This window comes from Pseudomonas sp. Irchel 3A7 (genome assembly GCF_900187565.1).
Classification (GTDB): Bacteria; Pseudomonadota; Gammaproteobacteria; order Pseudomonadales; family Pseudomonadaceae; genus Aquipseudomonas.
In genome coordinates this window covers 208,608-221,624 of the sequence record NZ_FYED01000010.1, presented here as the reverse complement: position 1 = coordinate 221,624, position 13,017 = coordinate 208,608, and the positions used below count along the sequence as shown (strand labels likewise).

Genomic DNA, 13,017 nt, shown 5'->3' with positions numbered 1-13,017 from the left:
TACCTCCTTAAAGCTCAAGAATCATCTTGGCGATGATGTTCTTTTGAATTTCATTGGAGCCGCCGTAGATAGACAGCTTGCGCAGGTTGAAATACTGGCTGGCGGGGGCAGCGCTGTAGTCACTGTGCAGCGCCGTGCCGGTGAAGTCGTCGTGCAGTTGCGCTTCAACGAAAGGTAACGCCTTGGCGCCCAGCGCCTTGCGCAGCAAGTGGCTGATGGCCTGGCGAATTTCCGAACCCTTGATCTTCAGGATCGAGCTTTCGGCACCGGGAACACCGCCGGCCTGGGCGGCGGCGAGGATGCGCAAGGTGCTCATTTCGATGGCCAGCAGCTGAATCTCCACCTCGGCAACCTGCAAGCGGAACTGCGGGTCCTCCAGCAACGGCTGACCGTTGCGCAGTTCCTGCCGGGCAACCTCTTTGAGGTACGCCAGCGCAGCCTTGGACTGACCGATGCCGGCCTGCCCGGTACGTTCGTGGGTCAGCAGGTATTTGGCACAGGTCCAGCCCTGATTCTCCTCGCCCACCAGGTTCTCCACCGGCACGCGGACGTTGTCGAAGAACACTTCGTTGACCTCATGCTCGCCTTCGAGCGTGATGATCGGGCGCACGCTGATGCCGGGGGTGGTCATGTCGATCAGCAGGAAGGAAATACCCCGCTGCTGCTGGGCTTCGCTGTCCGTGCGCACCAGGCAGAAAATCATGTTGGCGTACTGGCCCAGAGTGGTCCAGGTCTTCTGGCCGTTGACCACATAGTGGTCGCCTTCGCGCACGGCGCGGGTCTTGAGGCTGGCCAGATCCGAGCCTGCACCCGGTTCGGAATAGCCTTGGCACCACCAGTCTTCGCCCGAGAGAATTCGCGGCAAGTAATGCGCCTGCTGTGCCGGGCTGCCGAATTTCATGATCACCGGGGCAACCATGTTGACGCCGAAGGAAATCAGGCGCGGCGCTCCGAAGGCGGCGCACTCCTCTTCGAATAGGTGTTTTTGCACCACGCTCCAACCGGTGCCACCAAAGGCCACCGGCCAATTGGCCGCGTACCAGCCGCGCCGGGCGAGGATGCGCTGCCAGCGCTGGTGGTCGTCCTTGCCCAGACGCTTGCCCAGGCGAACCTTGCTGGCGATGTCCGCAGGCAGCGCGTCGCGAAGAAAGGCTCGCACCTCAGCGCGGAACTCAACCTCGGCAGGTGTGTAGTGGATGTCCATGCAAAGTCCTCTATCGATGGTCAGGCCAACCCCAGGCTGGCCGCGGGTTCAGCCTTGGCGGTTCTTGGCCGCCTGGCGCCGGGCAAGGAAGTCTTCGATCAGCACCGCACGCTGGGGCGATGCCATGCATTCGAGAAACAGTGCGCGCTCGCGCTGCAAGCCTTCAATCAATGGCATTTGGGTCGCTGCTTCGACGGCGGCAAGGCAGCGCGGCGCCGAGAATGAATCCGGATGGGTTCGGGTGATTGCGCTGCGTCGGGCCGCGATCGACGCGCTGGCCTCGGCAGGTGTCGTGGGCATCTCAATCTGGCCGACGCGCCGCACAGAGGCCTGCTCGGCCAACAGTTGCCGCGCATGCCGCAAGCCCGCGACCAGAGGCTCATCGTCGAACAGTGCGTCTACAAGGCCGAGCCCCAGCGCCTGGCTTGCCTCGATCGGCTCCCCAGTGATGATCATTTCCAACGCGGTTGCCACGCCCACCAACCGCGGCAAGCGCTGGGTGCCGCCGCCACCGGGCAACAAGCCCAGACGGGTTTCCGGCAAGCCGAGCCGGCTGGCACTGTGGGCAATGCGGTAGTGACAACCCAGCGCGACTTCCAGCCCGCCACCCAGCACCGAACCGTGCAACACGGCCAGCGAAGGCTTGTTGCCGTTTTCGATGGCCAGGGTCAGTTCTTGCAGGATCGGCGCCTGGGCAGGCTGGCCGAACTCGCGAATATCGGCGCCGGCGATAAAGGTCTTGCCCGTGCAATAGAGCATGATCATTTCGACCTGCCCGTCCTGTTCGGCCGCTCTAAAGGCTTCCAGCAACCCGGCGCGTACGGCGTGGCCAAGGGCATTGACCGGAGGGTTGTCGACCCGGATCAAGGCTACACGGGCCTCGCGGGTCATTTGTACGGCTGAAGTCATCGGGCAGTTCCTCTTCTTGTTGTCAGGCGGCTTGCCAAAGGATCGTGCTGCTCAGCGGTGGGTCCACACCGGCTGACGCTTCTGGGCAAAGGCCTGCATGCCCTCCTTCTGGTCCTGACTGGCGAAACTGGCGTGCATCAAGCGCCGCTCGAACTGCACACCCTCGGCCAGCGTGGTTTCAAAGGCACGGTTGACCGCTTCTTTATTGAGCTTGACCGCGATGGCCGGGTGAGCGGCGATTTGCGCGGCCACGGCCAGAGCTTCATCCAGCAGGCTGGCCAGGGGCACCACGCGACTGATCAACCCCAGACGCTCGGCTTCATCGACGTCCATGAAGCGTCCGGTCAGGCACAGATCCATGGCCTTGGCCTTGCCAATGGCGCGGGTCAGGCGCTGGGTGCCGCCGGCGCCGGGCAAGGTACCGACCTTGACTTCGGGCTGACCGAACCGGGCGTTGTCGGCGGCTATGACCATGTCGCACATCATCGCCAGCTCGCAGCCACCGCCCAGCGCCAGGCCGGCGACTGCGGCGATCACAGGTTTGCGGCAGCGGGTGACGGTTTCCCAGTTGGCAGTGACGAAATCCTCCAGGTACACATCGGCGAAGCCCTTGAACTGCAATTCGCTGAGGTCGGCACCCGCCGCGAAGGCCTTGTCATTGCCGGTAATGACGACGGCGCGAATCTGCTCATCTGCCTCGAACGCCAGCAGCGCCTGGCCCAGCTCAGTCATCAAGGCGTCGTTGAGGGCGTTATAGACAGCCGGGCGATTCAGGCGGATCAGGCCGACGGCTGCACGCTGCTCGACAAGGATGTTCAGGAAAGCCATGTCATCTACCTCTTGTTCTGCGGGAATGGCTTCGAATATATCCACAGAAAAATATAAAGACAACATGTTGACATATTAATTTTGAAAGCCTTATCTTCAACTCATCGAAAGGGCAATACCAGATCGTAAGAGAACAACAACTCCAACCCTTAAGAGTCGATAACCAACAATGAACACCTGGACAGCCACACCGGCAGATCATCATCCAGAAACGCCCATGACCAGCAACAGTAGTGACATGATCATTACAGATTATTGGGATGCGCAGCTCGCCCGGGGCGCAGACTGTCGCGCCCTGACGAGCTACCAGGGCGGCGAGGACAACCCTGTCTCGTTTACCTACGGCGAACTGGATGCCGTGGTGACCCGTATGGGTGCCGGCCTGGCCGCTCTGGGCGTGGAAAAAGGCAGTGTGGTGTCCTGCCAGTTGCCCAACGGCTGGCAGATGACTGCCCTGTTCCTGGCCTGCGCCCGTATTGGTGCCGTGTTCAACCCGCTGATGCCGATCTTCCGCGAACGCGAGCTGCGCTTCATGCTCGGCCACGCTCGCAGTCATCTGCTGGTGGTGCCACAACACTTCCGCGGTTTCGATTACGCCAGCATGGCCGAGTCCCTGCGCGCCGATCTGCCTGACCTGCGCCAGGTTCTGGTCATCGGTGGTGACGGCGACAACAGCTTTGAACGGCAACTGCTGGAGCGGGCATGGGAAAACGATGGCGATACCCGGGCGCTGTTCGCCGAGCGTCGCGCCCAGGCCGACGACGTTGTCCAACTGCTATTCACCTCCGGCACCACCGGTGAACCCAAGGGCGTGCTGCACACGAGCAAAACCCTGCTGAGCAATGTCATCCCCTATGCCGAGCGCCTGGGGCTCGGCCACCAGGACATTGTCTTCATGGCCTCGCCCATGGCCCATCAGACCGGGTTCCTCTACGGCATGCTGATGCCCATCTACCTGGGTGCAGCAGCGGTGCTGCAAGACGTGTGGGATGCGCGCACCGCCATCAGGATCGCCACCGCCGAGCGCCCCACTTTCACGATGGCCTCGACACCGTTTCTCGCCGATTTGATCGAGCTCGCCCCGCTGCACGGCGATGCGCTGTCGAGCCTGCGTATTTTTGTCTCGGCCGGCGCGCCCATCCCGGAAAGCCTGGTGGAAAAGGCCGGCAAGAGCATCAACGCGAAAATCATCTCGGCCTGGGGCATGACCGAAACCGGCGCCTCGACGATGACCCGTCCGCAGGACGATCCCGAGCGGTCCATCTACAGCGACGGCCTGGCCCTGCCCCTGATGGAAGTGCAGGTGGTCGACGATGCCGGCATTGAAGTCCGGGCCGGCAGCGAAGGCCATCTTCAGGTCCGTGGCGCCAGCCTGTTCGTGGGTTACCTCAAGCGTCCCGATCTCTACAGCGTCGATGCCCAGGGCTGGTTCGCCACCGGCGATCTGGCCCGCATGGATGCCCAGGGCTATATCCGCATCACCGGGCGAACCAAGGATGTGGTGATTCGCGGCGGGGAAAACATCCCGGTGGTCGAGGTGGAAAACCTGCTCTACAAGCACCCGGCCATTTCGGCGGTGGCCCTGGTTGGTTGCCCGGATGAGCGTCTGGGCGAGCGGGTCTGCGCCTACGTCACGTTGCATGACGGTTTTACAGAATTGCGGCTCGAAGACGCGGTGGCCTTCCTGCTCGAACACAACCTGTCGCGCAACTACTTGCCCGAATACCTGGAAGTGCTGCCCGCCCTGCCCCGCACGCCCTCCGGAAAGATCCAGAAATTCAAGCTGCACGAGCGGGCCGCGAGCATTCGCATTGACCCGGCCAAGCGCCGCTGATTCACACACTCGATACACGCCATTCAAATTGACTTGGAGATTGCCCCTATGAAAGGCCTTAGTGGAAAAACCGTGATCATTACCGGTGGCGGCGGCGGCATCGGTCGTGCCGTGTGCCAGCGCTTCGCTGCCGAGGGAAGCCTGGTTGCCGTGCTCGATCGCGACAGCAGCGCTGCACAAACCACCGTCGACCTGATCCGCGAAGCCGGTGGCAAGGCCGTCGCCTACACCGCCGACATCGCAGACTACGCCGCGATTACCGAAACCGTGGCCGCCATCGAAAAAGACCTGGGGGTGCCAACGGTACTGGTCAACAACGCCGGTTTCGACCGTTTCATGCCGTTCCTCAAGACCGAGCCCAAGCTGTGGGAACAGTTGATTTCGATCAACCTGACCGGCGCCCTGAACATGCACCACGTGGTGCTGCCGAAAATGCTCGAGGCCGGTGGCGGCAAAGTCATCAACGTGGCGTCCGATGCCGCCCGCGTGGGCTCGTCGGGCGAAGCCGTCTACGCAGCCTGCAAGGCCGGCCTGGTGGGCTTGAGCAAAACCCTGGCGCGAGAGCTGGCAACCAAGAACATCAACGTCAATGTGGTCTGCCCTGGTCCGACCGACACCGCGCTGCTCAAGAGCGTGGCCGAAACCTCCAGCAACCCGGAAAAGCTCCTGGAAGCCTTCAAGAATGCCGTGCCGATGCGTCGCCTCGGTCAGCCGCAAGACTACCCGGGAATCATCGCCCTGCTCGCCAGCGACGATGCCAACTTCATTACCGGTCAAGTGATCAGCGTGTCCGGCGGCCTGACGATGGCTGGCTAAGCCAGGCGACATTCACATGGGAGAGCATGCAATGAACTACGAAGACATCCTGTACCAGGAACTCAACGGCGTCGCGACCATCACTATCAACCGCCCCGAACGCTACAACGCGTTCCGCGGCCAGACCTGCATGGAACTGCTCGACGCTTTCAACCGCGCCGGCTGGAACAAGGAAATCGGCGTCATCGTCTTCACCGGCGCTGGCGACAAGGCGTTCTGCACCGGTGGCGACCAGGGCGCTCATGAAGGCCAATACGACGGTCGCGGCCTGATCGGCCTGCCGGTCGAAGAACTGCAGAACCTGATCCGCGAAGTGCCAAAGCCCGTGATCGCCCGGGTCAACGGTTTCGCCATCGGTGGCGGGCATGTGCTGCACGTGGTCTGCGATCTGAGCATCGCCTCCGACAAAGCGGTGTTCGGCCAGGTCGGCCCCAAGGTCGGCTCGGTCGATCCGGGCTACGGCACCGCTTACCTGTCGCGCTTGATCGGCGAAAAACGCGCCCGCGAGATCTGGTACCTGTGCCGCAAATACAGCGCACAACAGGCGCTGGACTGGGGCCTGGTCAACGCCGTGGTGCCTCACGAGCAGCTCGATGAAGAAGTACAGAAGTGGTGCGAGGAAATTCTCGAGAAGAGTCCGACCGCGCTGTCCATCGCCAAGCGTTCGTTCAATGCCGACAGCGCCAACATCGGCGGTATCGGCGGCCTCGGCATGCAGGCCCTGAGCCTGTACTACGACACCGAGGAGTCAAAGGAAGGCGTCGCCGCGTTCAAGGAAAAGCGCAAGCCCCAGTTCCGCAAATTCTACAAATGATCCCTGCGCCGGCAGCCATCCTGCTGCCGGCACAGCACCCCAATGGCCTGGAGAGCATCATGAATTTCGCCTTCACAGAACAACAAAATGCCATCCGCGAAAGCGTTGCACGATTCAGCGCCGACGTCCTCGCCCCCGGTTACCGCCAACGGGATCGCGACGGCCGCATCGAGCGCGAAGTGATTGCCCAGATGGGCGAAATGGGTCTGCTGGGCGGTGAGCTGCCGGAAGCGTTCGGCGGCAGCGGTCTGGACTGTGTCACCGCCGGCCTGATCATCGAAGAGCTGGCTCGTGGCGACTTCAACGTGGCGTACATCCCGCTGCTGACTTCGCTCAATGGCCAGATCATCGCGCAATACGCCGAATCCTCCCTGGCCCGGGAATGGCTGGGCGAAATGACCGCCGGGCGCAAGGTCGCCTGCATCGCCCTGACCGAACCCAGCGGCGGATCGGATGCCGCGAGCCTGCGCCTGAAGGCCGAGCTCAAGGGCGACGTGTATGTGCTCAACGGCGAGAAAACGTCCATTTCCATGGCCGACCAGGCCGACGTCGCCGTGGTCTTCGCCCGCACCGGCACGCTGGAGCAACGCGCCAGCGGCATCAGCGCCTTCCTGGTGCCCATGAACCTGCCGGGCATCAGCACCACCCGCTTCGACGATGCCGGCGAGCGCGCCATTGGCCGCGGCTCGATTTTCTTCGACAACGTCCAGGTGCCGGTCAGCCATCGCCTGGGGGATGAAAACAAGGGCTTCAAACAGGTCATGCAAGGCTTCGACTACAGCCGTGCCCTGATCGGCCTGCAGTGCCTGGCCCTGGCCCAGCAGTCGCTGGATGAAACCTGGCAATGGCTGACCGAGCGCAAAGCCTTCGGCCAGGCCTTGTCTTCCTTCCAGGGTTTGACCCACCCACTGGCAGAATTGCAGACCTACGTGCATGCTGCGCGCCTGCAATGCTATTACGCCTTGTGGCTCAAGGATAATAAGCTGCCGCACAATGCCGAGGCGGCCATGAACAAATGGTGGGGCCCGAAACTGGCGTTCGATGTGGTCAAGCAGTGTCTGCTGGCCCATGGGCACACCGGTTACGGCGAGGACCTGCCGTTCGCCCAGCGCCTGCGCGATGTACTTGGCCTGCAAATCGGTGACGGCACCGCGCAGATCATGAAAAATATCATCGCGCGCGAGTTTGTCCCGAACTGATGCCCTGCCTGCTCCGCCAGGCCGGGCGCTCATACCGCCGCGCTCGCCCTTACGGAGCCGACAAGGAACATTAATGAACAATAGCGATACCCGATCCGTACCCAACACGCTGTTTTTCCGGTTGTTCCAGACCGGCAACGTGCTGCAAAGGCAAGTCCAGAAAGAGATGGGCATCAGCACGGTGCAATGGGCCGTGCTCGGCGCGCTGTCACGTGAACGTTATCAAGGTGGTATCTCGTTCTTTGAACTGACCGAGTACCTGTTCGTCAGTCGCCAGAGCCTGGACGGCGTGCTCAAACGCATGGAACGCGACAACCATGTGCTGCGCGTGCCGCACCCGGATGACGGACGTGCCCGCCTGGTGCAATTGACCGATACCGGCAGGGCTTTCTGGGACTCGTTGCAGGAGCGGATCCAGACGTTTTACCAGCAGGCGTTGAAAGGCTTCAGTTTCGACGACAGCGTCAGCCTGCTGCATTACCTCAACAAGCTGCAAGGCGACATGGCAGCCATATCGCTCGGCGACGAGCAGCAAGACGACGAGGCGCAATAGGCTGATCCCGACCTTCCTGCCCTCGCCGACGTTTCATTGTTCATAAAACCCTAAACAGCCCCCTTCCCGGGGCTGGCTGAACAACAAAAACAACTCACAGCAGGCAGGAACATCTCATTATGCGTACAGCCAATCCCGTCACCGGGCATCTGGCCGGGCCGACTCGTGCCCGGTATTCCCTCAAAGCCCCTTGTCTGTCTGCGTTATTGCTCACGACACAGGCCCATGCAGACCTGGTCAGCGACAGTCACCTGAGCCTGGAAACACGAAATTTCTACATGAATCGCGACTACCGCGACGCCGGCCTGGTCGACGGCCCGCGCCACGATGGCAAACCCCAGAGCAAAGCCGAAGACTGGGCACAAGGCTTCATTTTGCGCGGTAACTCGGGATTCACCGAAGGTACGATGGGCGTTGGCCTGGATGTGCTGGGGCTGGTTGGCGTCAAGCTCGATTCTGGCGGCGGCACCAGCGGTACAGGCGTCCTGCAGCGCAATCAGCGGACCGGTGAGCCAGTGGACGAGTACAGCTTCCTGGCGCCGACCGCCAAGCTCAAAGTCGCCAAGACCGTCGTCACCCTCGGCAACCACGAACCGGTGATGCCGGTGCTGTTTCGCAACGACACGCGCCTGCTGCCACAGACCTATCAAGGGGGTCAGGTGGTCTCCACCGACATCCAGAGCCTGAGCCTTACCGCAGGCCAGTTTCGCCAGGCCCACCAGCGCGACTCGTCCGACTACGAAGACATGCGCATGGCAGCCGACGGCTCCACTGGCGGCGTACCCACGGACCGTTTCAACTACGCTGGCGCGACCTACGCCCTGCAGCCCAACCTCAGCGCCACGTTCTACCGCGCCGAGCTGAAGGACAACTACAGCCAGAATGCCGCCAGTCTTTTGTACAAATCGGCCCTGACCGAAAGCATCAACCTGAAGGCTGACGTGCGCTATTTCGGCAGCGATGACGAGGGCCGGACCAACGTCGACAACCGCTACCTGGGTGGCATGCTGACGTTGAGCAGCCGTGGTCACTCACTGGGCCTTGGTTATCAAAACCAGAATGGCGACACCGGGCTTCCCTATCTGTTGGTCGCCGATCCCTGGGCCTTGAACAACGGCACCTACCAACCCTTCGTCCGGGCCAGGGAAGATTCCTGGCAACTGCGTTACGACTATGACTTTGCCCCCTTGGGCATGCCCGGACTGACACTCATGACGCGCTACATGCGAGGCGATGATTTCACGATTCGTGGCGTTGCCGCCAAAGAGTGGGAGCGCAATACCGACATTGCCTACGTGATCCAGAGCGGGCCTTTGCGAAACCTGAGCCTGCGCTGGCGCAACGTCACCTATCGCGGCAGCGAAACGACGGATGTCGATGAAAATCGCCTGATCGTCGCCTACACATTCAAGTTCTGGTAACCCTAAGTTTCCGTCAATCATCCCTGAAGTGGATTCAGACGCAGTGGCATCACCACAACCCAGGTCGGTATTTACCCGGGTTGTGTCACGGCTACGTCCAGGGTCAGTCGTCCCTGTCGTCACGATCACGATAACGACGGTGATCGCGATCATAGTCGCGACGATCGTATCGACGGTCATAACCCCGATCATCGTCATCTCTCTGGTCATATCCGCGGCGATGATCATGATCGTGGTATCGGCCGTGCCTTTCTCCGTCATCCCAGTGATGGCCACAGCCTCCCAGCAAGAGAGTGCTTGAAATGGCCAGGATCATCATGACTGCGCGATTCATTTGAGTGTCCTAAAGGTCGGGGGTATGAAACGGTGTGGCTGCTCGAAAATGTCATTCGGACAGCGTTTAACCGTGGGTATGACCATTTAGTAACTCAATGATTCCTTTGGGAAATAAAGAGAAGCGGGCAATCAAGCCGACAAGAACTGCGCCCTTGAGTGTTCGATAAAGTCCATGGCCCTACTCTCAAGCGTTTGGGCTACATCTGAATAGTCCTCATGGCCAGAGTGCTCAGAGCACGAGCAGATGTATGGGTCTGACCCACCGATATGCGCGTACAAACTGACATATCCAACATTTTGCAGGGTCCCGCCCGGCATTTCGCAGACACATAATGGACTTACAACAACAAAGGGGCACACCCTGAGGAACGTAAGCCATGTACAAAGACCATATCGTCAAGGCGCGCATGACTGACAGCGTCCTGTTCATGGGGGTGGTCGCTACTGTCATTTTCGTCATCACACTTGCCTGCGGTGTGGGTGAAAGCCGTCTTTCCAATCTGATGGGGCCAATCGTTCTTGACCTGAAAGCACCACTGGCGCGTGACATCGCGGTCGGGGGCACATTCACCATCACCGTTGTTCTGAATCTGTTCATCCTTGGCCGGTTTCCCTTGCGGGCGCAGATCATTACGGTGTGGTGCGAATTGCTGGTGCTGTTCCTTCTATTCTTCGACACCTTCAATCTTTCCTACAGTTTCATCGCGACCAAAGTCGGCTTCATGATTACCCAAGGGGTTTTCACCACCGTCTACGTGTCCGCAATTTCCATTGCAATCGCCTTTGTCCTGGCACTGTTGGGAGCGACCGCCCGTTTATCTTCCAACGGTTTCGCCATTGCCATCGCCAGCTTCTACACCTCATTTTTCCGCGGCGTTCCGCTGCTCATCCAGATCTATCTCATTTACCTGGGCATCCCTCAACTCGGCTACGTGGTCGGTGCAGTTCCGGCAGGAATACTGGCGCTCTCGCTCTGCTATGGCGCCTACATGACGGAGATCTTCCGCGCGGGGATCAGCAGTATCTCGCGGGGGCAATGGGAAGCATCCCGGGCGATCGGTCTTAATCCCTTTCAAACGATGACTCGGGTCATTCTCCCGCAGTCCATGCGCCTGATCATTCCGCCGACGGGCAACCAATTCATCTCGATGCTCAAGGATAGCTCGCTGGTTTCGGTAATCGGAGTCTGGGAGCTGATGTTCCTGGCACGAACCCAAGGACGCGCCGAATTCCGGCACCTGGAAATGCTCATCACCGCAGCCGTGCTGTATTGGCTGTTGTCGATCGTGCTGGAAACCGTTCAGTCCCGTCTGGAAAAGCACTTCAATCGTGCCCACCGCTGAATCAGGAGCATTACGATGAACCCGTCGTCAACTTCAGCAGCCCCTGCCCCGTACCCCGCCATTTCGATTCATGAGATGCACAAATGGTATGGCGAATTTCATGTGCTCAAAGGCATCGACCTGCACATTACCAGCGGTGAGATCGTAGTCGTCTGCGGTCCGTCGGGTTCCGGCAAGTCGACGTTGATTCGTTGCCTGAACCTGCTGGAAGACTTCCAGAAAGGCCAAGTGTTCATCGACGGCATCGAGTTGACTCGCAATGCCGCCTGCGTGGCCAGCATCCGCCGTCAGGTTGGCATGGTCTTCCAGCAGTTCAACCTGTTCCCGCACATGACAGTGCTGGAGAACCTCATGCTGGGGCCGCGCCTGGTGAGCAAGCTCGGGGAGTCAGAGGCTCGCGCTCTGGCCTGTGAATACCTCGACCGCGTACGGATCGGCAACCAGGCGGATAAATACCCCGGCCAACTCTCCGGCGGCCAGCAGCAGCGCGTGGCGATCGCCCGCGCCCTGTGCATGCGACCACGCATCATGCTGTTCGACGAACCCACCTCGGCGCTTGACCCCGAAATGGTCAAGGAGGTGCTGGACGTGATGGGTGAGCTGGCCCAGGACGGTATCACGATGGTGTGCGTCACCCACGAGATGGGGTTCGCCCGACGGGTCGCCGACCGAATCATCTTCATGGATCAGGGATGCATCATCGAGCAGGCCAAACCCAATGAATTTTTCGAGAACCCGCAGCACGAACGCGCCCGGGAATTTCTGTCACAGATTCTCAGCCACTGAGAAGCATCGCCGTACCTTCTGAAGTCATCGACAAAAACAACAAAAAACTGCACACAAGATACCTGGAGGCTTACTCATGATCTCGATCACTCGCTTGTTCACCGCAGCCGCTGTTACCACCGCCGTCACGCTCGGCACAGGCGCCGCCTGGGCGGGTTCGACCCTCGACCGCATCCATGAAACCAAGGTGATCAAAGTGGCCACCGCCGCTAACTGGCCACCGCAATCGTTCCTGGGTCCGGACAACAAGCTGCAAGGTTTCGATATCGATGTGGCCACCGAAATCGGCCGACGCTTGGGTAGCAAGGTCGACTTCGTGACCCCCGAGTACGGGATCATCACTGCAGGACGCTGGTCCAATCGCTGGGACCTGTCGGTCGGTTCGATGACGCCAACCACCGAGCGCGCCCGCGTCCTCGACTTCCCCGCCATCTACTACTACACGCCCTATGTATTCGCCGTGCACAAGGATGCAGCGGGGACCAAGGCAGCGGATCTGAACGAAAAGATCATCGGCGTCGAAGCAGGCACGACGTCGGAGGACTACATCAATCGTCGCCTCAAGATCGACGCGGCCGATGTGCCAGCGTTCACCTACGACGTCACGCCGGGCGAGGTGAAGACGTACGGCGACAGCATGGGTCCTCTGGATGATCTGCGCATGGGTAACGGGGTCCGACTGAACGCCACCTTGTCCGCACTGCCAACCGTCGTCGCGGCCGTCAAGAATGGTTATCCCATCGTCCGGGTGGAGGGCAAACCCGCTTACTACGAACCGCTGGCCATCGCCGTGGATAAAGGCGACGAAGCGTTCAATAGCGCGCTGACTAAAACCGTTGCAGAGATGAAAGCCGACGGCACGCTCAAGCAACTGTCCGAGAAGTGGTACGGCACTGATCTGACCGCCATTCAATAATCCCGGCGCACTACATCCATTGCAGGGCAGGCGCCCGTTCCCGACGCGGCGCGCTGCC

13 protein-coding genes are annotated in these 13,017 nt (G+C 60.6%); 9 read left to right on the top strand and 4 right to left on the bottom strand.

What is annotated here, in order from left to right; all coding sequences use genetic code 11:
* Nucleotides 1-7 precede the first annotated feature (7 nt).
* From CKW21_RS18130 to CKW21_RS18120, 3 genes are read right to left on the bottom strand one after another with little or no spacing between them, the layout of a single operon-like run.
* Nucleotides 8-1,204, bottom strand: a complete 1,197-nt coding sequence (locus tag CKW21_RS18130) for an acyl-CoA dehydrogenase family protein (RefSeq protein WP_095195322.1) — start codon at nt 1,202-1,204, stop codon at nt 8-10.
* A 48-nt stretch (nt 1,205-1,252) separates the two neighbouring features.
* Complete coding sequence (locus CKW21_RS18125) at nt 1,253-2,113, bottom strand: enoyl-CoA hydratase-related protein (RefSeq protein ID WP_095195321.1); 861 nt, start codon at nt 2,111-2,113, stop codon at nt 1,253-1,255.
* A gap of 51 nt (nt 2,114-2,164) precedes the next feature.
* Nucleotides 2,165-2,941 carry an enoyl-CoA hydratase gene (locus CKW21_RS18120; protein WP_095195320.1) on the bottom strand — a complete coding sequence of 259 codons (777 nt, stop codon included), beginning with the start codon at nt 2,939-2,941 and terminating at the stop codon, nt 2,165-2,167.
* 217 nt (nt 2,942-3,158) lie between these two features.
* Between CKW21_RS18120 and CKW21_RS18115 the strand changes: the two genes are divergently transcribed.
* From CKW21_RS18115 to CKW21_RS18090, 6 genes are all read left to right on the top strand, one after another.
* Nucleotides 3,159-4,775: an AMP-binding protein gene (locus CKW21_RS18115; RefSeq protein ID WP_256590278.1), complete on the top strand. Its 1,617-nt coding sequence runs from the start codon at nt 3,159-3,161 to the stop codon at nt 4,773-4,775.
* Between the two features lie 48 nt (nt 4,776-4,823).
* Nucleotides 4,824-5,591, top strand: coding sequence for an SDR family NAD(P)-dependent oxidoreductase (locus CKW21_RS18110; RefSeq protein WP_095195319.1), 768 nt, complete (start codon nt 4,824-4,826; stop codon nt 5,589-5,591).
* Nucleotides 5,592-5,622: 31 nt separating this feature from the next.
* Nucleotides 5,623-6,405, top strand: coding sequence for an enoyl-CoA hydratase-related protein (locus tag CKW21_RS18105; protein WP_095195318.1), 783 nt, complete (start codon nt 5,623-5,625; stop codon nt 6,403-6,405).
* A gap of 59 nt (nt 6,406-6,464) precedes the next feature.
* A complete protein-coding gene (gene aliB / locus CKW21_RS18100) occupies nt 6,465-7,604 on the top strand; it encodes a cyclohexanecarboxyl-CoA dehydrogenase (RefSeq protein WP_095195364.1) in 1,140 nt (379 codons plus the stop codon).
* A 73-nt stretch (nt 7,605-7,677) separates the two neighbouring features.
* A complete protein-coding gene (locus tag CKW21_RS18095) occupies nt 7,678-8,157 on the top strand; it encodes a MarR family winged helix-turn-helix transcriptional regulator (RefSeq protein WP_095195317.1) in 480 nt (159 codons plus the stop codon).
* Between the two features lie 119 nt (nt 8,158-8,276).
* Nucleotides 8,277-9,578 carry an OprD family porin gene (locus tag CKW21_RS18090; RefSeq protein WP_095195316.1) on the top strand — a complete coding sequence of 434 codons (1,302 nt, stop codon included), beginning with the start codon at nt 8,277-8,279 and terminating at the stop codon, nt 9,576-9,578.
* Between the two features lie 103 nt (nt 9,579-9,681).
* On the opposite strand, the gene CKW21_RS31860 is transcribed toward CKW21_RS18090, so the two are convergent.
* Nucleotides 9,682-9,912 (bottom strand): hypothetical protein, encoded by a 231-nt coding sequence (locus CKW21_RS31860; RefSeq protein WP_095195315.1) that lies wholly within the window; start codon nt 9,910-9,912, stop codon nt 9,682-9,684.
* A 379-nt stretch (nt 9,913-10,291) separates the two neighbouring features.
* Between CKW21_RS31860 and CKW21_RS18080 the strand changes: the two genes are divergently transcribed.
* From CKW21_RS18080 to CKW21_RS18070, 3 genes are all read left to right on the top strand, one after another.
* Complete coding sequence (locus tag CKW21_RS18080; protein WP_095195314.1) at nt 10,292-11,257, top strand: amino acid ABC transporter permease; 966 nt, start codon at nt 10,292-10,294, stop codon at nt 11,255-11,257.
* 15 nt (nt 11,258-11,272) lie between these two features.
* The gene (locus tag CKW21_RS18075) at nt 11,273-12,043 is read left to right on the top strand and encodes an amino acid ABC transporter ATP-binding protein (protein ID WP_095195313.1); all 771 of its coding nucleotides are present in this window, start codon (nt 11,273-11,275) and stop codon (nt 12,041-12,043) included.
* A gap of 76 nt (nt 12,044-12,119) precedes the next feature.
* Entirely contained in the window at nt 12,120-12,959 is an 840-nt protein-coding gene (locus CKW21_RS18070; RefSeq protein ID WP_095195312.1) for a transporter substrate-binding domain-containing protein, read from the top strand.
* The last annotated feature ends 58 nt before the right edge of the window (nt 12,960-13,017 follow it).